This is a genomic window from Mesobacterium pallidum (genome assembly GCF_019966535.1).
Taxonomy (GTDB): Bacteria; Pseudomonadota; Alphaproteobacteria; order Rhodobacterales; family Rhodobacteraceae; genus Mesobacterium; species Mesobacterium pallidum.
Map to the genome: position 1 here is coordinate 1 of NZ_JAIMID010000039.1, position 25,413 is coordinate 25,413.

A 25,413-nucleotide genomic window follows, 5' to 3' on the forward strand; every position below is an offset into this window, starting at 1 on the left:
CCTGCTCGCCAATACGCTCACCGCCTGCTGCAGGGCAAACGGGGTCGAAGAGCCCGAAGGATTGACGGCGTGAGGGGGCCCGACCCCCGCCTGCTGATGGGCAAACCGGTGCGCGAGGGGATCCTTGCCGAGGTGGCCGAGTACGTGGCGCAGACGCCGAAGATCGGCAAGCTCGTCTCGATCGTGATCGGCGAGGTGCCCGAGGTCATGGTCTACGTGCGTAACCAGCAGCGCGCGGCCGAGCTTGTGGGCCTGCCGTTCGATCAGCAGATCTGGAGCGCCGACATCACGCAGGAGGCGTGCAAGCAGCTCATCCATGACATGAACGACGACCCCGAAGTGCTTGGGATCATTCTGCAACGCCCCGTGCCTGATCACATCCATGTCCGGTCCCTGCAATCGGCGATCCACCCGCTGAAGGACGTCGAGGGGATGAACCCGGCCTCGATCGGCAACATCGTCTACAACGACGTCGCCATGGCGCCCTGTACCGCGGCGGCCGCGGTCGAGCTGATCCGCGCGACCGGGCTGAAGATGGAGGGGCTTGAGGTGGTCATGGTCGGCCATTCCGAGATCGTCGGCAAGCCCGCCGCCATGATGCTGATGGCCGAGGGCGCGACCGTCACCGTGTGCCACCACATGACCCGCTCGGTCGCGATGCATTCGCGGCGGGCCGACGTGGTCGTGGTCGCCGTGGGCAAGGCGCACCTGATTGGCGCCGACATGGTCAAGCCCGGGGCGGTGGTCATCGACATCGGCATCAACCAGGTCAAGGACGCGGGCGGCAAGGTCAGCATCGTCGGCGATGTGGACACCGACGCGGTCAAGGAGATCGCGGGCTGGATCACCCCGGTGCCCGGCGGCGTCGGGCCGGTGACGGTGGCGATCCTGCTGCGCAACGCCGTCAGGGCGCATCAGCGCCAGCGCGACGCGGGCTGGATCTGACTTACCAGGCCAGGTAACCGATCGCGCAGAAGGCCACCACGCATCCCGCCCATTGCGGCGGGGTCATGCGTTCGCGCAGGAACCCCCAGGCCAGCACGATGGTGAAGAGCCCGAACATCGACGAGGCGACGGCGGCGAATTGCGGGTGGTCCAGCGTGCCGGCGGTCATCACCGCCAGCAGCGCCACGCCGTCGAGCACGCCCATCAGGGCCAGCGGCAGCAGGGCCTTGCGTCCCACGGCCAGCGGCGGGCGGCGCACCAGGACGATCCCCACCAGCAGGGCGAGGGCGGTGATGCGGGCAAGGAGCGTGCTTGGCAACTCTCCGTCCAGGGCGGCCGCCGCCTGGCCAAGGCCGAAGGTCGTGGCAAACCCCACCGCCGAGAGGAGCGACAGCGCGATGGTCGGCCCGCGCGGCGGCACCGGATCGCCGCTTCTGTCCGAGAGGCTGGCGACCACGCCGACGCCCGCAATGATCGCCAGCACCGCTGCCACCTGGTCGAGGCCCACAGCCGCGCCGCCAAGCGCGGCAAAGCCCAGCGACAGGATCGGGTAGGCGCCGATGATCGGGCTGACCAGCCGCACCGGCCCGCGCTCGAAGGCGTGGTAAAGCCCAAGGCTGGCGACCAGGAACGCCGCCCCGGACCCGAGCGAGAGCCAGAAGGCTGGCCCGGTCGGGAGGCGCAATTCGCCCAGCGCGATCAGCACGCCGGTGTGGAACACCAGCCCCGCGATCAGCACGCAGAGCAGCGCGCCCAGCAGCGGCACGGAGCGGCTGAGGTAGCGGATCGCGATGTCGTGCAGCCCCCAGCAGAAGGCGGCGATCAGCCCCAACCCGATTGCACTCATTTGCACCTCCTGCCCGCTTTGCGCCTGTCTGTGGCGCTTCCTCGCTTGCGCCGCAAGGCGGCTTTGCATATTCTCAGGGATAAAGTTTTATTCCGCAAATGCAAATCACGAAAGCGAAGCGCATGTTGGACCAGAAGTATCCCGCCGTGGTCTCCGGGCCGCCGAAACCCAGCGCGATCCTCCAGCCGCAGGTGTTCTCGCTGCCGCCCGGCACCGAACGCTACGTGGTCGAAGGTGCGGGCGCCATCCTTGTCCGCGTCGAGCCGGGCGACCGGATCGAGATCGCCAATACCGAGGGCGGCCAGCGCTGCGAGATCGTCTGTGCGGACACCTCGGGGCGATTCGATCCCGGCATCATCGGGGCCAGGGGGCAGGGGGCGCCGACCGGGCTGATGGCTTTGCTCTCCGGGACGGATGCGTCCTTGCGCAGCCTGCGGATGGGGGTAGAGGCGCGGGGCCTCGACCTGGCCCGCGCGCAGGCGGTGCAGCTCTTCGATGGTCAGACGCCGGCCGGCACGGCAGAGAGCTTCACCGTCACCCGCGAGGGCATAGCGATCATCGCCGCGCCGGGCGGGATCATGGACCTCGAGGCGCAGGACACGGCCACCCCGCTGACCGTGCACATCCGTCGCGCGGTGCTGAAAAGCGCGGCCCGGTTCGAACTGCCCGACCCGCTCGCCGACCCCGTCGCCGACATCCGCGTGCAGTCCGCCACGGCCGAGGCCTATTTCGTCAAGGCCGGCGACTACATCCAGATCCTCGACGTGGACGGGCGGCAATGCACGGATTTCCAATGCTTTTCCGCGCGCAAACTCGACAAGGGCGTGGAACATGCGCTCGACGTGACCACCACGCGGACGCTGATGGGCCACAGCTACCCGATGCCCGGCCTGCACTCGAAATACTACGACCAGGACATGCTGCCGCTGGTCGAGGTGATCCAGGACACGGTCGGGCGCCATGACGCCTTTGCCCTGGCCTGCGCGGCCAAGTACTACGACGACATCGGCTATCCCGGCCACGTGAACTGTTCCGACAATTTCAACGGCGCGCTGGCCCCGCACGGCGTGACCGCACGGGCCGGCTGGATGGCGATCAACTTCTTCTTCAACACCGGCCTGGACGAACACGGCGTCATGTATGCCGATGAGCCCTGGACGCGGCCCGGCGATTACGTGCTCTTGCGCGCGCTTACGGACCTTGTCTGCGTCAGCTCGGCCTGCCCGGACGACACCAGCGCCGCCAATGGCTGGAACCCCACCGACATCCATGTGCGCACCTACAGCGGGCAGGAGACCTTTCAACGATCCGTGGCCTACCGGCCCACACCCGACGCGGAGCCGAAGATGACCAAGCAGACGGGCTTTCACGAGAGCTTTGCCCGGTTCACCGAGAATTTCATCGAATACAACGGCTTCTGGATGGCAAGTTCCATGTCGACCGCCGGGCCGATCGCCGAATACCACGCCTGCCGCGAGAAATCCGTGGTGCTGGACCTCAGCGCCCTGCGCAAGTTCGAGATCACCGGCCCGGATGCCGAGGCGCTCTGCCAATACGTCTTTACCCGCAACATGAAGACCCTGCCCGAGGGCGGCGTGGTCTACACCGCCATGTGCTACCCGCATGGGGGCATGATCGACGACGGCACGGTCTTCCGCCTTGGCCGCGACAATTTCCGCTGGATCGGCGGATCGGATTACGGTGGCGAGTGGCTGCGGGAGCAGGCGGAAAAGCTGGGGCTAAAGGTGCTCGTGCGCTCCTCGACCGACATGCAGCACAACATCGCGGTGCAAGGGCCGGAAAGTCGGGACCTGCTGTCCAAGGTGATCTGGACCGCGCCGCACCGGCCCGGGTTCGAGCAGCTCGAGTGGTTCCGCTTCACCCCCGCGCGGATCGGCGATGCCGACGGCGTGCCGGTCGTGGTCAGCCGCACCGGCTACACCGGAGAGCTGGGCTACGAGATCTTCTGCCACCCGAAACACGCAAGCGTCGTCTTTGATGCGGTGTGGGAGGCCGGGCAGGACCACGGCCTCACGCCCATGGGGCTCGAGGCGCTGGACATGCTGCGGATCGAGGCGGGGCTGATCTTTGCCGGCCATGATTTCAGCGATCAGACCGACCCGTTCGAAGCGGGGATCGGGTTCACCGTGCCGCTCAAGTCCAAGCCCGACGATTTCATCGGCCGCGAGGCGCTGATCCGGCGCAAGGACCATCCGTCGCGCAAGCTGGTGGGGCTGGAGATCGACGCGAACGTTGACGTGGGGCACGGTGACCCGGTCCACATCGGCCGCGCGCAGATCGGCGAAGTCACCTCCTCCATGCGCTCGCCGCTGCTGGGCAAGAACATCGCGCTGGCGCGGGTGGACGTGGCGCACCATGCGGTAGGGACCGAGGTCGAGATCGGCAAACTCGACGGCCAGCAAAAACGCCTGCCGGCGCGGATCGTGCCCTTTGCCCATTACGACCCGCAGAAGACCCGGCCCCGGTCTTGAGGCCAGTCTTGACCCGGATCAAGGCGCAGGGCACGGCGGCGGGCGAGGGTCGGACATGACCTCCGCCCTCGACGCCATCGGCGGCGAATCCGCCCTGCGCGCCCTCGTCGACGCCTTCTACGACCGGATGGAGAGCGACCCCGCGGTCCACGCCCTCCACCGGCTGCACTTCCGCGGCCACGGCCTTGCCCATACCCGCCAGGCGCAGTTCGAGTTCCTCTGCGGCTTCCTCGGCGGGCGCGCGTATTACCGCGAACGGGTCGGTCACATGGATCTGCGCGAGATCCACGCCCACGTCCCGATCCGCGCGGGCGATGCCGAGCTGTGGCTCGCCACCTTCGACGCGGCCCTGGCCGAGTGCGGGATGACGGGCGAGGTCGTGGACAAGGTCCGCACCACCCTGCGCCGTGCCGCGCAGATGCTGGTCAACGATGTGCCCGACTGGCGCGTCGACGCCGACCGCCGCGCCGCCGAGGCCAGCTGACACCGCACCCCTTCATCTTGCCATCTAAACTCCGGGGAGCGCGAGGGGCTGGCCCCTCGCAGAATGTCCGCGCCACAGGGCGGGACATCCGGCAAGGTCCCGTGCCGCGCCCGGGGCGCGGCTGCCTTCGGCGAGAGTATTTGTCGAATAATGAAAGCAGGGGCGCCAGATCCGCCCTTCATTGTGCCTGTAAACTCCGGGGAGTGTGAGGGGCTGGCCCCTCAGTCCGGCACCGGCCACAAGCGCAGCGCATGAAAAAAGGCCGCCGCGATCCCCTCGCGGCGGCCCCCCCGGAATGCGTGGCCCGGATCAGATGTCCAGCGTGTTGTCCCGCTCCCACTGGGTGAAATGGGTCACGAAGGAATTCCATTCCTGCATCTTCATCTTGATGTAGGAGGCCGAGAATTCCTCGCCCATGGCCGCCTTCAGCGCCTTGTCCTTGTCGTATTCGCGGATCGCGTCGAGCATGTTCAGCGGCAGTTTCGGCGCGCCGCGGACCTTGTGGCCCTCGGCATACATGTCGATGTCCCAGCGCTTGCCCGGGTCGGCCTTGGACCGGATGCCCGACAGCCCGGCCGCGATGATGACGGCCTGCAGCAGGTAGGGGTTCGCGGCGCCGTCCGGCAGGCGCAGCTCGAACCGGCCGGGGCCGGGGACGCGCACCATGTGGGTGCGGTTGTTGCCGGTCCAGGTGACCGTGTTGGGCGCCCAGGTCGCGCCCGAGATCGTGCGCGGCGCATTGATGCGCTTGTAGCTGTTGACGGTCGGGTTGGTGATCGCCGCCAGCGCGCTGGCGTGCTTCATGATCCCGCCGAGGAAGTGCTTGCCGCGTTCCGACAGGCCGACCTCTCCGGTCTGGCCGTCGCCCGCGCCGGCAAAGACGTTGACCTTGGAGTCCTGGCCGGGCGCGTCCCAGACCGAGATATGCGCGTGGCAGCCGTTGCCCGTCAGCCCCTCGATGGGCTTGGGCATGAAGGTCGCGCGGAAGCCGTGCTTTTCCGCCACCGACTTGGCCATGAACTTGAAGAAGGAATGCTTGTCCGCCGTCTTCAGCACGTCGTCGTAGTCCCAGTTCATCTCGAACTGGCCGTTGGCGTCCTCGTGGTCGTTCTGGTAGGGGCCCCAGCCGAGGTCGAGCATGTAGTCGCAAATCTCGCGCACCACATCGTAGCGGCGCATCACTGCCTGCTGGTCGTAGCAGGGCTTTTCCGCGGTATCGAACGGGTCCGAGATCTGGTCGCCCTCGGGGGTCAGCAGGAAGAACTCGGCCTCGATCCCGGTCTTGACGTGCAGGCCCTCTTCGGCGGCCTCGGCGATCAGCTTGCGCAGCACGTTGCGCGGGGCCTGGGCGACGTCTTCGCCTTCCATCACGCAATCGCTGGCCAGCCAGGCGACCTCGGGCTTCCAGGGCAGCTGGATTACAGACTCCGGGTCCGGCACGGCCAGCATGTCGGGGTGGGCTGGGGTGAGGTCGAGCCAGGTGGCGAAACCGGCAAAGCCCGCGCCATCCTCTTGCATGCCCGCGATCGCCTGCGCCGGCACCAGCTTGGCGCGTTGGCCGCCGAACAGGTCCGTGTAGGAGATCATGAAGTACTTGATGCCCTTTTCCTGGGCGTAGGTCGCCAGATCAATGGTCATTCTTGGGTTCCCTGTTGTTCTTGTGGTCAGACCGAAAAAGGGGGAGCGGGTGCCGCTCCCCCAGGTCAGGAAGGTCGTCAGAAGCCGGTGCCGGGCTTGCCGGGCCACCATTCGGTGCCGGCCAGCGGCACGCGCGCCATGGCGGCGGCTTCCATGGTCAGCGCACACAGGTCCTCGGGTTCGAGGTTGTGCAGGCTGTTGTGGCCGCAGGCGCGGGCGATGGTCTGCGCCTCGAGGGTCATGACCTTGAGGTAGTTGCGCAGCCGGCGCCCCGCGTCGACCGGGTCGAGCCGCATCTGCAACTCGGGGTCCTGGGTGGTGATGCCGGCGGGGTCGCGCCCCTCGTGCCAGTCGTCATAGGCGCCGGTGGTGGTGCCCAGGGCCTGGTACTCGGCCTCCCACTTGGGATCGTTGTCGCCAAGCGCGATCAGCGCGGCGGTGCCGATGGCGACCGCGTCGGCGCCAAGCGCCATGGCCTTGGCCACGTCGGCGCCGGTGCGGATGCCGCCCGAGACGATCAGCTGCACCTCGCGGTGCACGCCGAGGTCCTGGAGCGCCTGCACGGCGGGGCGGATGCAGGCGAGCGTCGGCAGGCCCACGTGTTCGATGAACACGTCCTGGGTCGCGGCGGTGCCGCCTTGCATGCCGTCCAGCACGACCACGTCGGCCCCGGCCTTCACCGCCAGCGCGGTGTCGTAATAGGGGCGGGTGCCGCCGACCTTGACGTAGATCGGCTTTTCCCAGGCCGTGATCTCGCGCAGCTCGAGGATCTTGATCTCGAGGTCATCGGGCCCGGTCCAGTCCGGGTGCCGGCAGGCGCTGCGCTGGTCGATGCCCTTGGGCAGGTTGCGCATATCGGCCACGCGGTCGGAAATCTTCTGGCCCAGCAACATGCCGCCGCCGCCGGGCTTGGCGCCCTGGCCCACGACCACCTCGATGGCATCCGCCTTGCGCAGGTCGTCCGGGTTCATCCCGTAGCGCGAGGGCAGGTACTGGTAGACCAGCGTTTTCGAGTGCCCGCGCTCTTCGGGCGTCATGCCGCCGTCGCCCGTGGTGGTCGATGTCCCCGCCTCGGAGGCGCCGCGGCCCAGGGCCTCCTTGGCGCGGCCCGAGAGCGCGCCGAAGGACATGCCGGCGATGGTTACGGGGATGTCCAGCGTGATCGGCTTTTTCGCGAAGCGCGTGCCCAGCGTCACGGAGGTGTCGCAGCGCTCGCGGTAGCCTTCCAGCGGGTAGCGCGACATCGACGCGCCAAGGAACAGCAGGTCGTCGAAATGCGGCACCTTGCGTTTCGCACCGCCCCCGCGGATGTCGTAGATGCCGGTGGCCGCCGCGCGGCGGATCTCGGCGTTGATCGGGTTCGAGAAGGTCGCCGACTGGATCGGAACCGTCCGCGGCGGACCGTCTTGCTTGATGTCTTTCACAGCCATGATACCTTTTTTGCCCTGTCGCTATGCTGCATGAGGGCCTCCTCAGTACGCGTTGTCGATCTTGAAGTTGTAAAGCTGCCGGGCCGAGCCGTAGCGCTTGAACTCCTCGGGCTTGGCGTCGCAGCCGCCCTTTTCCAGCAGATCCCTGAGGATCTCGATATGCTCGGGGCGCATCTCCTTCTCGATGCAATCGGCGCCCAGCGACTTGACCGAGCCGCGCACGAAAAGCCGCGCCTCGTAGATCGAATCCCCCAGCGCGTCGCCGGCATCGCCGCAGACGACAAGGTTTCCGGACTGCGCCATGAAGGCCGACATGTGCCCGACGTTGCCGTGCACGACGATGTCGATCCCCTTCATCGAGATGCCGCAGCGCGAGCTGGCGTTGCCCTTGATCACCAGCGTGCCGCCGTGTCCGGTGGCGCCCGCGTATTGCGAGGCATCGCCGTCGATCACCACGATGCCGGACATCATGTTCTCGGCCACGCCGGGGCCGGCCGAGCCCTCGACATGGATGGTCGCTTGCTTGTTCATGCCGGCGGTGTAGTAACCGGTCGAGCCCTTGACCGTCACCTCGATCGGGGCATCAAGGCCGACGGCCACGGCATGGCTGCCGCGCGGGTTGACGATTTCCCAGGAGGTCTGGTTGGTCTCGGCCGTCTGGGCTTGCAGCGCGCTGTTCAGCCCGCGCAGGCCCTCGGCTTCCAGGTCATAGGTCTGCATCACGCGGCCTTCTTGCTGGGGGTTTCGGTGGCGCCGTGGGTCCAGAAATAGACCGTGGCGGGTTCGGGTTCCCACACGCGGGCGGTCTCGATGCCGGGCAGGTTCACCAGTGCGCGGTATTCCGAGCCGAAGGCGACATACTGGTCGGTCTCGGCCATGACGGCGGGCTTGCAGGCGATGGGGTCGCGCACGACGCCAAAGCCGTCCTTGGTGCCGACGACAAAGTTGAAGAAGCCGTCGAGGTCGTCCAGCGACGCCTCGAGCGCCTCGCCCAGGGTGGCGCCGTTCTGCATTTTCCAGGTCAGGTAGGCGGCGCCGACCTCGGTGTCGTTCTGGGTCTCGATATGGATGCCCTCGCGCTGCAGCTTGCGGCGCAGCACGTTGTGGTTCGACAGCGATCCGTTGTGCACCAGGCACTGGTCGGGCCCTGTGTTGAACGGGTGCGCGCCCAGCGTGGTCACGGCCGATTCCGTGGCCATGCGGGTGTGCCCGATCCCGTGGGTGCCGGACATCGACGCGATGTCGAAGCGGGCGGCGACGTCCCGCGGCAGGCCGACTTCCTTGTAGATCTCGAGCGAGTCGCCAAAGGACATGACGCGCACCGTGGGGGCGACGTCGCGCAGCGCGTGACGCAGCGCCTCGGCCGTGCCGGCGGGCACGGTCAGCACCGCGTGGGTGTCACGGCGCGACAGGGTGACCGGGCCGCCCACGATGGCCTGGGCCTTTTCGGCAAGGTCCGCAAAGTCGGCGTCGGGGGTTTCCGACTGCACCGTCAGCCTGGCGTGTGCCGCGTCGGAGGCGTTGTAGATCGCGATGCCGGCGCTGTCCGGCCCCCGGTCGGTCATGGTGATCAGCATGTCCGTGAGCAGGGCGCCGAGCTGCGGCTCGAGCGCCTTGTCCTTCAGGAAAAGTCCAACAATTCCGCACATATCGGCGACTCTCCGTGGTTTGATTCTAGGCCCCGTGGTGGGGTGATGAGGGCAAGCTAGCACCGGCTCGGCACACATGCAACTCAAGTGAAAAATATTTTACTGTGAGGCAATGTTTGGCCCGGCGCGTTGCCCGTTTTTTGACCAGCCCCAAGTGCGGGCTGGCCCCCCTTGCGCGCGTGGGCGCGCGCGTTCTCTACCTTGCCTGACGAAGCCACACGCGGCGGCACGTGATTCCCTCAGGCCACTGCCGGGCGAAAAAGGTCTTGCCCGGGCAGGCCAGATTGGGTCCAATTGATCCAAAGTGCGGACCAATGCCTGAGGATCGGGCAAAATGCGCCCTATATATTCCCATCAGGAAATTTAGTTTGACCTTAGTGTTGATTTTGCGTGCGGCTTCGGTCTGAATATCCCGAAAGGACAGACCAGGGAGTGTCACGGATGGCGATCATCTACAGAACCTCGGCCCTCGCGCCGCGCCACGCCGACATCGGCGGAGAGCTGGAAGACTGGAACGGGATGGGAACCGCGTGGTTCTACGACCACACCGACGAACGGGCCAAGGCCGATTACGAGGCCGTGCGCACCAAGGCCGGTCTCATGGACGTCTCGGGCCTGAAAAAGATCCACCTGAGCGGCCCGCATGCCGCCGCCGTGATCGACCGCGCCACCACGCGCAATGTCGACAAGCTGATGCCGGGCCGGGCGGTCTATGCCTGCATGCTCGACGACCGGGGCCTGTTCATCGACGATTGCGTCATCTACCGCCTGTCGGTGAACACCTGGATGCTGGTGCACGGGACCGGCACGGGTCACGAGAGCCTGGCCATGGCGGCCTATGGCAAGAACGTCAGCATGATCTTCGACGACGACCTGCACGACATGTCGCTGCAGGGCCCCGTGGCGGTCGACTTCCTGGCCAAGCACGTGCCGGGCATCCGGGATCTTGCCTATTTCGGGATCATGCAGACCAAGCTCTTCGGCAAGCCGGTCATGATCTCGCGCACCGGCTACACCGGCGAGCGCGGCTACGAGATCTTCTGCGAGGGGCGCCATGCCATCGCACTCTGGGATGCGATCCTCGAGGATGGCAAGGACATGGGCATCCGGCCGGTGCAGTTCTCGACCCTCGACCTGCTGCGGACGGAAAGCTACCTGCTGTTCTATCCCGGCGACAACTCGGAAACCTATCCGTTCAAGGACGACACGGCAGGCGACTCGCTGTGGGAGCTGGGGCTGGAATTCACCGTCTCGCCCGGCAAGACCGGCTTCCGCGGGGCCGAGAACCACTATGCCCGCGAGGGCAAGGAGCGGTTCAAGATCTACGGCGTCAAGCTCGAGGGGACCACGCCCGCCGACATGGGGGCGGCCCTGCTGAAAGGCGGAGAGGTCGTGGGCGTCGTGACCTATGGCATGAATTCCGACCTCAACGGCCACAACGTCGGCATCGCGCGGATGCCGGTCGAGTGCGCCGTGCCGGGCACCAAGCTGACCGTGCGCCAGAAGGACGGCACGGAAATCGCCTGCACCGCCGAAGAGATGCCCTTCTACGACAAGGACAAGGCGATCCGCACCGCCAAGGGCTGACCGCACAGCAGGGCACCGCAGGCGCGGTGCCCTTTTTTGATCTGACGCAACCGGAGAGACCGACCGCATGTCGACATTCCAGTTTCCTCCAAGCATCCGCAGCCGCCCGGTCTATGGCACGCTCGCGCCCCGTCCGGGCAAGGCGCATTTGATGATCGCCGATGCCGAGGGCGCCGAGGCGATCCTGAGCCTCGCCGGGCAGGGGCCTGGGCTGATGGCCAAGACGCATGTCATCTACATCCCCAAGGGCACCGGCGAGACCTACGTGGACCAGCTGCGCGCCCTGAAGTCCGCGCAGTTCTACACCGGCCCGACCTACGCCGCGTCCGTCCAGCGCATCCGGCGCGTGCTGTCGGACGCGCATATGGGGCTGCAGGTCTACCTTGCGGGGACCGAAGGGCTGATGGGCCAGGCCGAGGCCGAGGCGATCGCCGCCGGCATCCCGCACAGCGCCATCCAGACCGAGCATCGCGGCTCGGTCGCGCGGCGGATGCAATGCGTCCATTGCAAGGGCATCACCGAGGACGTGATGACCGACCCCTTCACCTGTGCCCATTGCGGGCTGAACCTCTTTGTCCGCGACCATTACTCGCGCCGTTTGGCCGCCTTCCAGGGGGTCTGCGTCGATGCCGAAGACCCCGGCAACGTCCCCGAACCGAGGGAGCTTTACTCATGAGCGCCGCCCCCCAGAAAGCCCGCGCCGGCGCCGAGCGGATCGACGTGACCGTCAGCGCCGTGGTCCCGGTGAACGACCTCGTCACCCGGTTCGAATTCACCCGCGCCGATGGCCGGCCCTTTCCGCCGTTCTCTCCCGGCGCCCATACGGTGGTCGAGATGCAGGATGGCGGGCGCACGCGCCTGAACCCCTATTCGCTGATGTCCGACCCGTCGGACCCCACGACCTATGCCATTTCCGTCCGCCGGGACGATGCGGGCCGGGGCGGGTCCCTGTTCATGCACCGCAACGTCAAACCGGGCGACGCGATGACGCTGAGCTACCCGGTGAACCTTTTCCCGCTGGACCGGCGCGCGCGCAAGCACGTCTTCATCGCGGGCGGCATCGGGATCACGCCCTTCCTGGCCATGATCGCGCATCTCGAGCACCTGGGCGGCGCATGGGAGCTGCACTATGCCAGCCGTAACCGCGCCCTTGGCAGCTATGTCGAGGATCTGACGGCGAAATACCCCCACAAGGTCCACGCAATTTTCGACGAGGACGGCGAGGCCATCGCGCTGGAAGACCTGCTGGACGGCCAGCCGCTGGGCACCCATGTCTATGTTTGCGGCCCTGCGGGCATGATCAAATGGGTGCATGACACGGCGACGGCCCACGGCTGGCCCGCCGAGAACGTCCATTCCGAGGAATTCCTGGCCCCGCAGCCCGGCAAGCCCTTCGAGGTGCGCCTGTGCAAATCCGACATCGTGATCCAGGTCGGTGAGAACGAGAGCCTCCTGGAAGCGATGGAGCGCTGCGGGGTCGATGCGCCCTTCCTCTGCCGGGGTGGCGCCTGCGGGCAATGCGAGACCGAAGTGGTCGAGGCGGACGGCACCTTCGATCACCGCGACCACTGGCTGGAAGAGGACGACCACGCCAGCGGGAAAAAGATCATGCCCTGCGTCAGCCGTTTCATCGGCGAAACGCTGGTTCTGGACCGATAGGGAACGCGACCATGACCATCCAATTCAACGACGAGACCTTCCGCGACGATTACTCGTTCCGCAACTCGGACCGGGCGATCAAGCGCTTTCCCTTCCCGTTCCACGAGGACAGCTACATGTACTCGGTCAACATGGAGCAGCACCGGGGCGGTCCCTCCGGGTCGGTCTACGAGAAGCGCTTCGACGTGGACGAACATTACCTTTCCGAGATGCGCGACCGCGCCATCGTGCTGGCCGAGGACCCGCTGCGCTGCCAGTCGCTGCCGCACATGACGCTGGCGGGCTGGGATACGCTCGAGCTGATCATGGTCAGCAAGTCCGAGGATTACCCGGACCTGTTCGAGCTGCACCGCGACGGCAGCCGCTGGCGCTGGGTGAACAAGCCCATGGGCATCGACCATACGTTCACTTTCCTCGACGAGACCACGCTGCCCTGCGGGCCGCTGGAATACATCACCCGGCAGGCGCAGGGCGATTATGCTGTGCTCGATCAGCGGGGCGACATGCTGTACATGGACGCCGGGATGGTGACGACCCAGGCGGACTGGTCGCTCGATTTCGACATCGGGATGGATTTCTTCGAATGGCACGCCCCGGTGCCGCTGGCGCATGAGATGGGGATCTTCAAGCGGGCGCTGAAGTTCCTGCTGAACGTGCAGCAAGGCGCGCCGGCGCGGCGGCTGAACTGGACGATGACGGTCAACCCGCTGCTCGATACCTCCCCCGAGAACTACCACAAGTGGGGCATCCAGAAGACCACGCTCACGCCGGAAAACATCGGCGCCAAGCAGCACCTGCGGGTCGAGCTTCAGACCTTCTACCGCCTGCCACGATCCAACGCGCTGCTGTTCCCGATCCGCTGCTACCTGATTGCCTTCCAGGACATCGTCTCGGTGCCGAAATGGGGCCGCCGGCTGCACCGCGTGGTGCGCGACCTGCCGGACGAACTGGCGACCTACAAGGGGTTCATCGCCAACCGGCCGATGATGCTTGACTACCTCTCGCAGTACGACGACGGTCTGCCGACCTCGCCCGGCGTCTGGCCGGACCTCGAGACCGAGCCGCCGCTGCAACGCTAGGGCAGGGCGCTTTCAGGTCAAAGGCCGTGCCTCAGGGCGCGGCCTTTTGCGTGGCGATCCACCAGACCGCACCATTGCCGTCGGCCACGCCGCCGCGCAGGTCGCCATCACCCTTGTCTTCGACCGGCTGCACCACCGTCGCGCCGGCCGCCAGCGCCTTGGCAAGGGTCGCGGCCGCGTCGGGCACGTAGACATGCACGTTGGTGTCGGCGCCGCCCGGGACCTCTCCCATCATGATGACGCTGTCATCCAGTTGCGCCTCCGCGTGCATGATCCCGCCGCCGTCGCGCGGGATCACCCGCAGGCGCGTCGCGCCGAACACGGTTTCAAGAAAGCGCAGCGTTTCCTCCGCGTCGCGGACAAAGAGGTAGGGGCTGGCAGAGGGGTATCCGTCTGGTTTCCAGGTCATGCGGGCAGCGTGACACGGCCTGTCGATTCGAGAAAGACCAAAGGCCGGCACAGGATTTCACGCGCATTTGGATTATTTCATTGCAATTACATTCGTCAATGTCTAATAGAGAGGCATCAGGCCCGCGTCCCCAACCTGCCGGGCCGATGTCTTAAGGGAGGAGACACATGCGCAATTTCGTCAAAGTCGCCGCGCTTGCCGGTGCCACGTCCGTCGCGCTGGCCGGCATGGCCCAGGCCGACAGTTACACGCTGCAAAGCACCTTCGGCCTCAACGTGCCGTCGCTAGGCTACAGCCCGCAGAACTTTGCCGCCATGGTCGAGGCGATGACCGGCGGCGACACCAAGATCGAGGTGCACGGCGCCGGCGATTTCGTGCCGCCCTTCGAGGTCTTCGGCGCGGTCAGCAACGGCGCGCTCGACATGGGGTTCGACTGGGCCGGCTACTGGTCGCAGCAGATCCCGGTCGCCAATATCGTGGGTTCCATGCCGTTTGGCCCGTCGCCCGACGTGGCCATGGCCTGGATGTTCCACGGCGGCGGGATGGAGATCATCCAGAAGGCCTATGACCCGTTCAACGTCAAGTACCTGCCCTGCCACGTGGTCGTGCAGGAGGCCGGCGGCTGGTTCAACAAGGAGATCGCGTCGGTCGCCGATTTCCAGGGTCTCAACATGCGCATCGCGGGCCTTGGCGGGCTGACCCTCGCCAAGCTGGGCGCCAACACGCAGCTGGTCCCCGCGGGCGAGATCTACCTGAGCCTCGAGACCGGGCGCCTGGACGCGGCCGAGTTCTCGGCCCCGTCGCTCGATGTCGGCATGGGGTTCCAGCGGGTGGCCAAGTATTACTACTTCCCGGGCTGGCACCAGCAGGCCGCCTGGGATTCGGTCATCGTGAACATGTCTGTCTGGGATGCGATGAGCGCCGAGACGCAGGAGATCATGATGCAGGCCTGTCGCGCCAACATCACCTTCAACCTCGCCGACCAGCTGAATGCGCAGGCCGCCGCCATCGCGTCGATCCGCGAAGCCGGGGCCGAAGTGCGCCGCTTCCCCGACGAGGTGCTGGCCGACCTGCGCGTCGCCGCGAACGAGGTGCTGGACGAACAGGCCGCCGCCGATCCGCTGTTCGCCGAGGCGCTGACCTCGCTCCGGACCTATATGGACACGGTCGGCGAATGGACCGCGCTGCAGGCGATCCCGCCGGCAAAGTGACACCCGACCGGGCAGGCGCCTGATTGCCTGCCCGGCACCTCACGGGGGCCCCCATGCATCTTTTCCTCTCATGGTCCTACCGGCTGCTCTGCTGGCCGGGACGGATCGCGTCATGGCTGATCCTGCCGCTGATCCTGTCGGTGGTGCTGTCGGTCGTCGCCGCGCAGTTCGGTCTCTCGACTCTTTACGACTGGGAAGGCCGCGTGCCGATCCTTGGCGGAGGGCTGACGGTCAACACCCTGGTCGACCTGCAATGGTACATCTTCGCGCTGATCGTGCTGTTCGGCGGGATCTGGGCACATCTCGACCACCGCCATGTCACCGTGGACTTCATCGCCGGAACCATGTCCCGCCGCTGGCGCGGCTGGGTGACGGTGCTGGGCAACACCTTCCTGCTCTTGCCGCTGTGCTGGCTGGTGGTGCGCTACGGGTCGAACTTTGCCGCGGTCGCCTGGCGCACGGGCGAGGGGTCGAACCAGGGCGGGCTGGCCGCCCATTGGCTGATCAAGGGCGCGCTGCCGGTGTCCTTTGCCCTGCTGGGCGCGGCCGGGATCGTGCAATCCATCCGTACCCTGCGCGGGCTGAGCCGCCGCGACGGCCCCGAATTCGAGGAGAGCCTCGATGGCTGAGTACATCTGGCCGATCACCATGCTGCTGGCGCTGGTGCTGCTGCTGTTTAGCGGCTACCCGGTCGCCTTTGTCCTTGCGGGCGTCGGCATCGCCTTTGCCATCTTCGCCGACGTGCCGCTGGTGTTCCTGTCGATGGGCGTGCAGCGGATCTATTCCGGCACGCTGACCAACTGGCTGCTGGCCGCGATCCCCTTGTTCGTCTTCATGGGGCTGATGCTGGAAAGCTCCGGCATCGCCAAGCGGCTGATGACCTCGCTCGCCGCGCTCGCGGGGCGGCTGCCCGGCGGCTACGCGGTCGCCGTGGTGGTGATCGGCGTGGTCATGGCGGCCTCTACGGGCATCATCGGCGCCTCGGTCGTGCTGATGGGGATGATGTCCCTGCCGGCGATGAAGAGCGCGGGCTACGACATGCGGCTGGCGACCGGGGTCGTCGCGGCCTCGGGCACGCTGGGCATCCTGATCCCGCCGTCGATCATGCTGATCATCCTTGGCGACCAGCTGCGCGTCCCGATCGGAGACCTCTTCATGGGCGCGATCTGGCCCGGTCTGATCCTCGCCGCGCTTTACTTCGGCTACATCATCGTGGTGGCGCTGCTGTCGCCCCACCGCATGCCGCCGCCCGAGCGGGTCGCGGGCATCTCGGTCGGCCGTGCCGCCCTGGCGCTGGCCCGCGACCTCGTCGCGCCGATGCTGTTGATCCTGTCGGTGCTGGGCACCATCGTCGCCGGCATCGCGACGCCCACGGAATCGGCCGCCATCGGCGCGGCGGGCGCCACGCTGCTGGCGATTCTGACCGGGGGCTTTTCCTTCAAGGCGCTGCGGACGGCCGTGCACGAGACCGCTAAGACCACGGCCATGATCGCCTTTGTCATGATCGGGGCGACCGTCTTCTCCCTCGTCTTCCGCAAGCTCGGCGGCGACGGCATGGTCGAGGACATGTTCCATTTCGGAGACGTCAGCCCCTATGTCACCTTCGGCGTGGTCATGGCGCTGATCTTCGTGCTGGGCTTCTTCCTCGACTGGGTCGAGATCACGCTGGTCGTCATCCCGATCGTCGCGCCCATCGTAGCGGGGCTCGACTTTGGCCTGCCGGCCAGCGACGTGACCCTGTGGTTCGCCATCGCGCTGGCGGTGAACCTTCAGACATCGTTCCTGACCCCGCCCTTCGGCTACGCGCTGTTCTACCTGCGCGGGGTCGACACCAGCATTCCCATCGCGACAATCTACCGTGGCATCATCCCCTTCGTGCTGATCCAGGTCGCGGCGCTGGTGCTGGTGATCGCCTGGCCGCAGCTGGTGCTGCACCTGCCCCATGCCGTCCGCTGAGGAGAGACCCTTGCCCGCAGACCAACCCGCGCTGTTCACCCCGCTGACCATACGGGGGCGGAGGTTCCGCAATCGCGTAACCATCTCGCCCATGTGCCAGCACGCCGGCCGGGACGGCTTTGCGACCGACTGGCACCTGGTGCATTACGGCAAGTTCGCGCTGGGCGGCGCGGCACTGGTGCTGACCGAAAGCACCGCCGTCTCGGCCGACAGCCGGGTGGGCCTAGCGGACCTCGGCCTCTGGTCGGACGACCACGTGCCGGGGCTGAAGCGGATCGCCGATTTCGTCCATGACCACGGGGCCTTGATGGGCGTGCAGATTGCCCATTCCGGGCGCAAGGCGTTTTCCAAACCGCTGTGGGAAGGCGGCCGCGCGCTCAGCCCCGAGGCGCTGGATGCCATGGGCGCCGACTGGCGCCGCGTCGGACCCTCGGCTATCGCGGCCAGCGGCGAATGGTCGGTGCCCGAGGCGCTGAGCGCCGCACAGATCGCCGAGATCACGCAGCAGCACGTGGACGCCGCCCGCCGCGCCGATGCGGCGGGCATGGACGTGCTCGAGCTGCATTTCGGCCATGGCTACCTGGTCGCCAGCTTCCTGTCGCCGATCTCGAACCACCGGGACGACGCCTATGGCGGCGGGCTGGACGGGCGCATGCGGCTGGCCATCGAGATCACCGAAGCCACCCGGGCCGCATGGCCCGAAGACAAGCCGCTTTTTGTGCGCCTGTCCTGCGTGGACGGGGCCGAAGGGGGCTGGTCTCTGGACGACAGCGTGGTGCTGGCGCAGCGGCTGCGGGACCTGGGCGCGGACGTGATCGATTGCTCGTCGGGCGGGCTTTCCGAGGAAACGCGCCGCTCCAACGTGCCGCGCGGCTTCGGTTTCCAGGTGCCCTATGCCGCCCGTATCCGCAAGGAGATCGGCATCCCGACCCAGGCCGTGGGCCTGATCACAGGCCCCGAGCAGGCCGAGCAGATCGTGGCGGGCGGCCAGGCCGACCTGGTCGCCATCGGCCGCGCCGCGCTGGAAGATCCCTACTGGCCCGCCCATGCCGCCCGCGCTCTGGGGGCCGAGGATTTCGCGCTCTGGCCGCTGCGCCATGGCGCCTGGCTCGACAAGCGTGAACCCGTGCTGCGCAAGCTGACCGAGGAGGCCGCGCAATGATCGCCCGCTTCGGATTGGTGCGCAAACGCGAGGATGTCACGGACGCCGCCTTCGACCATCACTGGCGCGACGTGCACGGGCCGCTGGCCGCGAAGATGAAGGGCTTGCGCCGCTACGACCAGCACCGGGTCGTCGACAGCCAACAGTTCGGCATCGACGCGGCGCGGGGGCCGTGGAACCTCGACGGGATGTCCGAGCTGCATTTCGACGACCATGCCGCCATGCGGGCCGCCGTCACGGACGCGGCCTATGCGCCGACCGTGGTGGACGAGGGCAATGTCTTTGCCGATGTCCACGTGGTCGCTTGCGAGAAACATGTCGTGGTGCCGGTGGCACCGGGGCAGGGACCCTATGTCAAGCGGATGACCCTGCTGCGCCGGCCCGAAGGCATGAGCGTCGCCGAGTTCCGCCACGAATGGCTGACGGTCCACGCCGGGTTGGTGCGGCAATGGCCGGACGTGCTGGGGTACGTGCAGAACATCGTGATCGACCGCTACCAAGCTGACCGCGACCGCAGCGCGCCCTACAGCGCGGTGCCGGTCGACGGGATCGTCGAGTTCCGGTTCCGCGACCGCGAGACGGCGGCCAAGCTCTATGCCAGCGAGATCGTCGCCCGCACGCAGGAACACGCGGCCAAGTTCCTGGCCGAGATCACGCCCTTTTTCGTCGAAACCCGGCGGATCGTCTGACCCGGGCCGAGCCCGGGTCCGGCTCAGGCTCAGGCATCGACCCGGTAGCCCAGTTCGTTCGACAGCCGCGCCGTGGCCTCCAGCAGGGCGGGGACAAAGACCTCCCGCGCGCGGGGCTCGAGGTAGTGATCCTGGCCGATGATGGTGATCGCCATCACGATCTGCTCGGTGTGATCGAAGACCGGGGCGGCATAGGCCGAGATGCCGGGCACCGGCGCATCCTCGACCGTGGCCCAGCCGCGCTCGCGGATTTCCTCGATCTCGCTCTTGGACATGAAGCGCGCGCGGCCGACCCGGCCCGCGCCCACCGCCTCGCGCTTTTCACGCGCCATGGCATCCTTTACGATCTTGTCGGCAAGAAAGGCGGAAAACACCCGCCCGCTGGCCGTGCCGGTCATCGAATAGACCGTGCCGGGGCGGGTGTTCATGTTCAGCTGCCGGCCGCTTTCCTCGACCTGGATCACTGTCGGCCCGAACGAGCCCCAGACCACCGTCGCCACGTTCAGCTCGGTATCGGCCGAGAGGTTGCGCACGACCTCGCCGGCCAGGGCCATGGTGTCGGTGGTGCGCATCGCCGCCATGCCAAGGTCAAGCGCGTGGTGCCCCAGCCGGTAGCGCCCGCTGGCGGCATCCTGTTCGACAAGGCCGATCTTGCGGTAGCTGACCAAGTAGGCATGGGCCTGCGCCGGGGCGAAGCCGGCCAGCTTGGCCAGGTCCTTGAGCATCATCGGCTCGCCTTCCTGGCACAGCGCGAACAGCAGCCGCGCGCCCAGCTCGATCGACTGGACGCCGCGGCCTTCGGATTTCTGGGCGCGTGGCTTGCGGGCGGTGGGGGTGGTCGGGCTCATGCTGTCATCCTTCGACCGGGGCCGGCGCGCCCCGCGACAGGCGTTTCGACAGCGCCAGCATGCGCTGCACCGGCAGGTCCGCCTCGCCCACCGGCAGCCGGTCGATGCCGCCGATCAGCGAGGCGACCAGCCGCAGCCGGCCGTCCGCGCCAAAAAGCGGCACCGCCACAGCGTTCACCCCGGGGATCGGCTTTTCATTGGCAGCCGAATAGCCGTGTTTCTCGATGTCGCGCATGTGGGCGTCGAAGTCCTCGGTCGTCAGCTCTTCGCCCAGCGAGGGGCTGACGGCGCGGTGGGCCAGCTCGTCCTCGACCTGGGCGCGGATCTCGGGGCCGTGGCAATAGGCGGCAAAGACCCGCCCGGCCGCCGTCCCGGTGACGGAAAACAGCGACCCCTGCCGCAGGTTCAGTGCGGCCTGGGTGAGCCCGGCGTAGATGTGCACGATGGTGGGGCCGAACTGCCCCCAGACGGTGATCAGCGACATCACGCCCAGCTCTTCGGTGATGGCCTTCAGCTCTTCGACCGTCTGCGCGGTCATGGAATCGCTTTGCAGCCAGCTGACCCCCAGCCGCAGCGCCGCCGGCCCGGCCGAGTAATGCCCCGTGGCCCAGTCCTGGTGCACGAGGCCGACGTTCTTGAGGCTGGTCAGGTAGGCATGGCATTGCGCCGGTTTCAGGCCGGCTGCCTCGGCCAGGTCCTTGAGCATCATGGGTTCGCCCGATATGATCAGCGCATCGAGGATGCGGCCGCTGACCTCGATCGACTGGATGCCGCGCGCACCTCCCTTCATCCGCTCTGGTCCTCCTCCGGACATGCCGCGCCCAATGTGGCGCGAAATTTGTCATATGCGTACCCGTTAGCTTAAATAGGACGCTCTTGCTGCGCAAGCGCGGCGATCATCCGACTCGGATTTACCTTGCGCGGGGCGTGTGCCGCCGGGGTCGGCGCCGGATCTGACCGGGGGTCGGAGGTGCCCCTTGCTGCGCGCCTCCAGCAGTGCAGCGCCCATCAACCTGATTTGAAAGGCAATCCGCAGGCGCACACGGATGGCCGGGGGCCTTGGCCCGGTCGTGTGTCTTCCTGCGTCCCGAAATCTGCGAATGCGTTCGTCAATTATTAATTGACTAAGCTATTTGTAGATGGCAAAACCGATGGCGAGGAGAGGGTGGCCGAGGTCGCCCGGGAACGCGGCCCCGGGCGGGCATCAGGGAGGATCGGACATGGCGGATTACATCATCATCGGTGCGGGATCGGGCGGCGGCGTGCTGACGAATCGCCTGAGCGAGGATCCGAGCGTCCAGGTCGCCGTCATCGAGGCGGGCGACTGGGACAAGAGCCCCTGGATCCATATGCCGATGGGCTATTTCCGCCTGATGCAGACGCTGCAACTGGACTGGGGCTATTACACCGTTCCGCAGAAGCACGTGAACAACCGGGTGATGTTCGTACCGCGCGCGAAAAGCGTCGGCGGCTGCACCACGGTCAATGGCATGATCTACACCCGCGGCCACCGCACCGACTACGACCACTGGGCGCAGCTGGGCAATCGCGGCTGGAACTACGACAGCATCCTGCCCTACATGAAACGCGCCGAGAACTGGGGCGGCGGCGGCGACGAAGAGGTGCACGGTTTCGACGGCCCTCTGGCCACCACGCGCAACCCGATCGAGGCCGAGCCCTGCGTGGCCTATCGCGACGCCTGCATCCAGATGGGCATTCCCTACAACGAAGACCTGAACGGCGGCGACCAATACGGCGTCGGCCCCTGTGACGGCACCGTCCGCGACGGCATCCGGTCGAGCGTGTCGCGCTGCTACGTCACCCCGGTCAAGAAGCGCCCGAACCTGACGTTCCACACCAAGGCCATGGTGTCGAAGATCCTCGTCAAGGGCGGCCGCGCCATCGGGGTCGAGTTCATCCAGGGCCGCCAGAAAAAGACTCTGTACGCCGACAAGGAGGTCATCCTTTGCGGCGGTACCTTCAACTCGCCGCACCTGTTGCAGATCTCGGGCATCGGCGATCCCGAGCACCTGTCGCGGATCGGCGTGGATACCGTGCATGCGCTGCCGGGCGTGGGCCGCAACCTGCAGGACCACCTGGCCAGCTCGGTCAAGCAGGGGCTCAGCAAGCCCGTGTCGCTGCTGAACCAGACCAAGCCCTATGCCGCCGCGCTGGCGCTGCTGCAATACTACACCACCGGCAAGGGCCCGGTGGCGGGCCACGGGGTCGAGGTCATGTCCTTCCTCAAGACGCGCGAGGATATCGTGGCGCCGGATGTGCAGACCCACTTCAACAACATCATGTACAAGGACCACGGCCGCGAGATCATCAACGTCGAGGGCTGCATGCCCTATTTCAACATCTCGCGCCCGCAAAGCCGCGGCACGGTCATGGCGAAATCCGACGACCCGTTCCAGCTGCCCGAACTCGACCCGAACTTCCTGTCGGTGCCGGACGACCTGCGCGTGCTGCGCGACGCGCTGCGCATGACGCGCGAGATCCTGGCGCAGCCGGCCTTCGACGCGATCCGGGGCGCGGAATACCTGCCCGGTGCCGACAAGGTGACCGATGCCGAACTCGACGAATACATCAAGGACGATTGCAACAGCGTCTACCACCCGGTCGGCACCTGCAAGATGGGCTCTGACCCGATGGCTGTGGTCGATGACGAACTGCGCGTGCACGGGCTGACCGGCCTGCGCGTGGTCGATGCCTCGATCATGCCGACGCTGACCAGCGGCAACACCAACGCTCCCACGATCATGATCGCAGAGAAAGCCGCCGACATGATCAAGGCCGCCGCCCGCGGCGAACCCGTGCTCAAGGGCGTCGAGGATCTCGTCCCGGCCTGAGCGCCGGACCCCGAACAGACACCCGGCCCAGGCGGGGTGCACCGATACCCCGGCCCGAAGGCCGGACCCGAAGACATGGATTGAAGGCCGGATCACATGACCCGTTCCACAACCCGCGCGCGCCTTGCCGCCCTGTCGGCCAGCTGCGCCGCCGTGGCCCTTTGCGGCACGATGGCCCTGGCCGAAGCGCCGGCCCGCGTCGACCAGGGCGCCGACCTGTCGTCGCTGCTGCCCGAGGACAAGCTGAGCGCGCTCTTCACGCAGCAGGGCCGCGCGGCACGAACAGATCTGCGGCGCCATCCCGGCGCCGCGCCCTCCGGCAGGGGGAGGATCGCGCAGGCGCCTCCTTGCCGGGGCCGCGGGTCCAGGGCCAGCCCCCGCGGGACTTCACATGGCCAAAGGGAGGAAGACAATGACCAACAAGACCAAACTCAAAGGGGCGGCCGCCGGCTCTGCGATCGTGCTGATGCTCGGGGCAGGGGGCGCGCTGGCGCAGGACTACACCCTCGTCAACAACCATGCCGACATCACCCCGCTCTGCGGGACCGAGCCGATCCGCGTCGCGCTGATCGACGGCTTCGGCGGCAATTCCTGGCGCAAGACCGCCTTTGCCGAGATCCAGGACGAGGCGTCCAAATGCGCCAACATCACCGAGGTGACCTATGCCGAGGCCGGCGGCGACGTGCAGGCCTACAACGCGGCGATCAACGGCTTCGTCACGCAGGGCTACGAGATCATCGTGACCTTCACCGATTTCGGCGACGCGGCGCTGCCGGCCTATCGCTCGGCCCAGCAGGCGGGCACGACCATGGTGCCCTATTTCTCGGACCTCAGCGGAGAGATCGGCGTGGACTACGCCGCCAACCCCTATGAGGACGCCTATACCGCCGGCACGATCTTCGGCAAATGGGTGGGCGAGACGGTCGGCGAGGGCACGACCGTGTTCCTTGGCGGGCTGGCCGGGTCGGCCTCGTCCGTCACCTTCCTTGACGGCTACAAGGCGGGGCTGGCCGATTACCCCGGGATCGAGCTGCTGGACGACAACTTCATCGTCACCAACTGGAACCCGGCCGATGCGCAAAAGGCCGTCGCCGGCCTGATCGCCCGCTATCCGCAGATCGACGCCGTCGCCTCGGATTACGGCGTGACCAGCCTTGCCGCCGTCAAGGCCTTCGAAAGCGCGGGGGTCGAGATGCCAGCCATGGCCTTCATCGCGACCAACAACGAATATTCCTGCAAGTACATGGACGCCAAGGCCGCCGGCAATGCCTGGCCGCAGCTGGCGCTCAGCGGGACCACGGCGGATGTCCGCTTTGCCCTGCGCGCCGGCCTCGCCGCCCGCAACGGGATGGAGCAGCCCGAGCCGCGCGCGCTGGTCGCCTTCCCCTTCGCCGACAGCACCGCTGGGCTCGACCCCAAGTGCGATCCGACCATGCCGCCGGATGCGGACCTCGCCTCGTCGCTGCCGATCGACAAGCTGCAGGCGCTCTTCGCGCAGTGACCGCCAGCGGCGCGCCGGGCCATCCTTCCGGCGCGCCGCACCCCTTTCATTATTCCACAAATACTCCCGCCGGAGGCTCCCACGCCGGCCTCCGGCGGGGCATCGGGCTCTGGGCGCCCAGGGTGCCAAAAATTCGACGTGAACGAAGCAATTAAACATGGTCGAATTGATCCAGATCAAGTCCGGCGGACGAATGACGGCCTAATGGTTACACATGTAACCAAATCGGAGGAGAAGATCCATGAAGGTCGAACGCATTCACCACGTCGCTTATCGCTGCAAGGACGCCAGGGAGACGGTGGAATTCTACACGAAGATGCTCAACATGGACTTCGTCCTGGCCATCGCCGAGGACAAGGTGCCATCCACCCACGAACCCGACCCCTACATGCATCTGTTCCTCGATGCCGGGGGCGGCAACATCCTGGCGTTCTTCGAACTGCCGACCAAGCCCGAGATGGGGCGCGACGAGAACACGCCGCCCTGGGTCCAGCACATCGCCTTCCAGGTCAAGGACCGCGACGCGCTGCTGGAATACAAGGATCATCTCGAATCGAACGGGATCGAGGTGCTCGGCGTGACCGATCACACGATCTTCCACTCGATCTACTTCTTCGACCCGAATGGCCACCGGGTCGAACTGGCGGCCCCGGACCCCGAGCAGGACAAGAACCTTGCCCGGCTCGACGCGGTCAAATGGGACATGCTCGAGGAATGGAGCCGCACCAGGAAGGCGCCGAAACACGCCGATTGGCTGCATGCGAAGGAACTGTCCGGGGCCTGAGCGCCCCGTGCTTTCCTCGCGACCGACACCCGGCAGGCACGCGCACCCCGCGGGCCTGCCATGACTTTGAACAGGGCCGGGCCATGTGGGCCGGGCGAGGAAAGGGAGACGGGTATGAACTACCACAGCCCGAGTGATTTCATTGAGGCGTCGCGGTTGGCGTCTGTTGCGTCCGGGGTGACGCGGTTCCT

At 66.8% G+C, this 25,413-nt stretch carries 23 protein-coding genes; 15 read left to right on the top strand and 8 right to left on the bottom strand.

Annotated elements, in window-relative coordinates; genetic code table 11:
• Positions 1–96 precede the first annotated feature (96 nt).
• Positions 97–945, top strand: coding sequence for a bifunctional 5,10-methylenetetrahydrofolate dehydrogenase/5,10-methenyltetrahydrofolate cyclohydrolase (locus MF270_RS27435; protein ID WP_238368767.1), 849 nt, complete (start codon positions 97–99; stop codon positions 943–945).
• A 1-nt stretch (position 946) separates the two neighbouring features.
• Here MF270_RS27435 and MF270_RS27440 read toward each other — a convergent pair whose 3' ends face one another.
• Complete coding sequence (locus tag MF270_RS27440; protein ID WP_238368768.1) at positions 947–1,792, bottom strand: DMT family transporter; 846 nt, start codon at positions 1,790–1,792, stop codon at positions 947–949.
• Positions 1,793–1,914: 122 nt separating this feature from the next.
• Between MF270_RS27440 and tdm the strand changes: the two genes are divergently transcribed.
• Both tdm and MF270_RS27450 read left to right on the top strand, forming a co-directional pair.
• A complete protein-coding gene (gene tdm / locus MF270_RS27445; protein WP_238368789.1) occupies positions 1,915–4,284 on the top strand; it encodes a trimethylamine-oxide aldolase Tdm in 2,370 nt (789 codons plus the stop codon).
• 55 nt (positions 4,285–4,339) lie between these two features.
• On the top strand, positions 4,340–4,768 hold the full coding sequence (locus MF270_RS27450) for a group II truncated hemoglobin (RefSeq protein WP_238368769.1): 429 nt from the start codon (positions 4,340–4,342) through the stop codon (positions 4,766–4,768).
• A 309-nt stretch (positions 4,769–5,077) separates the two neighbouring features.
• Here the strand turns inward: MF270_RS27450 and glnT are convergent, their stop codons facing one another.
• The 4 genes from glnT to MF270_RS27470 all read right to left on the bottom strand — a co-directional run bounded on the left by glnT (position 5,078) and on the right by MF270_RS27470 (position 9,485).
• Positions 5,078–6,406 (bottom strand): type III glutamate--ammonia ligase, encoded by a 1,329-nt coding sequence (gene glnT, locus MF270_RS27455; RefSeq protein ID WP_238368770.1) that lies wholly within the window; start codon positions 6,404–6,406, stop codon positions 5,078–5,080.
• 77 nt (positions 6,407–6,483) lie between these two features.
• Positions 6,484–7,836, bottom strand: a complete 1,353-nt coding sequence (locus MF270_RS27460) for an FMN-binding glutamate synthase family protein (protein WP_238368771.1) — start codon at positions 7,834–7,836, stop codon at positions 6,484–6,486.
• A gap of 42 nt (positions 7,837–7,878) precedes the next feature.
• Complete coding sequence (locus tag MF270_RS27465) at positions 7,879–8,556, bottom strand: GXGXG domain-containing protein (RefSeq protein ID WP_238368772.1); 678 nt, start codon at positions 8,554–8,556, stop codon at positions 7,879–7,881.
• Positions 8,556–9,485, bottom strand: a complete 930-nt coding sequence (locus tag MF270_RS27470) for a class II glutamine amidotransferase (protein ID WP_238368773.1) — start codon at positions 9,483–9,485, stop codon at positions 8,556–8,558. Before MF270_RS27470 ends, MF270_RS27465 begins: the two co-directional genes overlap by 1 nt.
• 441 nt (positions 9,486–9,926) lie before the next feature.
• Here MF270_RS27470 and MF270_RS27475 point away from each other — a divergent pair, with 441 nt between their 5' ends.
• The 4 genes from MF270_RS27475 (at position 9,927) to dmmC (ending at position 13,810) form a co-directional block, all read left to right on the top strand.
• Positions 9,927–11,072, top strand: a complete 1,146-nt coding sequence (locus MF270_RS27475) for an aminomethyl transferase family protein (RefSeq protein ID WP_238368774.1) — start codon at positions 9,927–9,929, stop codon at positions 11,070–11,072.
• Between the two features lie 67 nt (positions 11,073–11,139).
• Positions 11,140–11,748 carry a dimethylamine monooxygenase subunit DmmA gene (gene dmmA / locus MF270_RS27480; protein WP_238368775.1) on the top strand — a complete coding sequence of 203 codons (609 nt, stop codon included), beginning with the start codon at positions 11,140–11,142 and terminating at the stop codon, positions 11,746–11,748.
• Positions 11,745–12,731 carry a PDR/VanB family oxidoreductase gene (locus tag MF270_RS27485; protein WP_238368776.1) on the top strand — a complete coding sequence of 329 codons (987 nt, stop codon included), beginning with the start codon at positions 11,745–11,747 and terminating at the stop codon, positions 12,729–12,731. Before dmmA ends, MF270_RS27485 begins: the two co-directional genes overlap by 4 nt.
• A gap of 11 nt (positions 12,732–12,742) precedes the next feature.
• On the top strand, positions 12,743–13,810 hold the full coding sequence (dmmC, locus tag MF270_RS27490) for a dimethylamine monooxygenase subunit DmmC (RefSeq protein WP_238368777.1): 1,068 nt from the start codon (positions 12,743–12,745) through the stop codon (positions 13,808–13,810).
• A 31-nt stretch (positions 13,811–13,841) separates the two neighbouring features.
• Here the strand turns inward: dmmC and MF270_RS27495 are convergent, their stop codons facing one another.
• Entirely contained in the window at positions 13,842–14,219 is a 378-nt protein-coding gene (locus MF270_RS27495) for a VOC family protein (RefSeq protein ID WP_238368778.1), read from the bottom strand.
• 167 nt (positions 14,220–14,386) lie between these two features.
• Here MF270_RS27495 and MF270_RS27500 point away from each other — a divergent pair, with 167 nt between their 5' ends.
• From MF270_RS27500 to MF270_RS27520, 5 genes are read left to right on the top strand one after another with little or no spacing between them, the layout of a single operon-like run.
• Positions 14,387–15,430: a TRAP transporter substrate-binding protein gene (locus tag MF270_RS27500; RefSeq protein WP_238368779.1), complete on the top strand. Its 1,044-nt coding sequence runs from the start codon at positions 14,387–14,389 to the stop codon at positions 15,428–15,430.
• Positions 15,431–15,483: 53 nt separating this feature from the next.
• A complete protein-coding gene (locus tag MF270_RS27505) occupies positions 15,484–16,059 on the top strand; it encodes a TRAP transporter small permease subunit (protein WP_238368780.1) in 576 nt (191 codons plus the stop codon).
• Positions 16,052–17,386 (top strand): TRAP transporter large permease, encoded by a 1,335-nt coding sequence (locus MF270_RS27510; protein ID WP_238368781.1) that lies wholly within the window; start codon positions 16,052–16,054, stop codon positions 17,384–17,386. Before MF270_RS27505 ends, MF270_RS27510 begins: the two co-directional genes overlap by 8 nt.
• Positions 17,387–17,396: 10 nt before the next feature.
• The gene (locus tag MF270_RS27515; protein WP_238368782.1) at positions 17,397–18,548 is read left to right on the top strand and encodes an NADH:flavin oxidoreductase/NADH oxidase; all 1,152 of its coding nucleotides are present in this window, start codon (positions 17,397–17,399) and stop codon (positions 18,546–18,548) included.
• Complete coding sequence (locus MF270_RS27520) at positions 18,545–19,237, top strand: EthD domain-containing protein (RefSeq protein WP_238368783.1); 693 nt, start codon at positions 18,545–18,547, stop codon at positions 19,235–19,237. Before MF270_RS27515 ends, MF270_RS27520 begins: the two co-directional genes overlap by 4 nt.
• Positions 19,238–19,266: 29 nt before the next feature.
• On the opposite strand, the gene MF270_RS27525 is transcribed toward MF270_RS27520, so the two are convergent.
• Both MF270_RS27525 and MF270_RS27530 read right to left on the bottom strand, forming a co-directional pair.
• Positions 19,267–20,085, bottom strand: a complete 819-nt coding sequence (locus MF270_RS27525; RefSeq protein WP_238368784.1) for an IclR family transcriptional regulator — start codon at positions 20,083–20,085, stop codon at positions 19,267–19,269.
• A gap of 4 nt (positions 20,086–20,089) precedes the next feature.
• Positions 20,090–20,875, bottom strand: coding sequence for an IclR family transcriptional regulator (locus MF270_RS27530; RefSeq protein WP_238368785.1), 786 nt, complete (start codon positions 20,873–20,875; stop codon positions 20,090–20,092).
• Between the two features lie 430 nt (positions 20,876–21,305).
• On the opposite strand from MF270_RS27530, the gene MF270_RS27535 reads away from it, so the two are divergent.
• The 3 genes from MF270_RS27535 to MF270_RS27545 all read left to right on the top strand — a co-directional run bounded on the left by MF270_RS27535 (position 21,306) and on the right by MF270_RS27545 (position 25,222).
• On the top strand, positions 21,306–22,937 hold the full coding sequence (locus tag MF270_RS27535; protein ID WP_238368786.1) for a GMC family oxidoreductase: 1,632 nt from the start codon (positions 21,306–21,308) through the stop codon (positions 22,935–22,937).
• A 412-nt stretch (positions 22,938–23,349) separates the two neighbouring features.
• Complete coding sequence (locus tag MF270_RS27540; protein WP_238368787.1) at positions 23,350–24,438, top strand: substrate-binding domain-containing protein; 1,089 nt, start codon at positions 23,350–23,352, stop codon at positions 24,436–24,438.
• Between the two features lie 241 nt (positions 24,439–24,679).
• Entirely contained in the window at positions 24,680–25,222 is a 543-nt protein-coding gene (locus MF270_RS27545) for a VOC family protein (protein ID WP_238368788.1), read from the top strand.
• Positions 25,223–25,413: the final 191 nt, after the last annotated feature.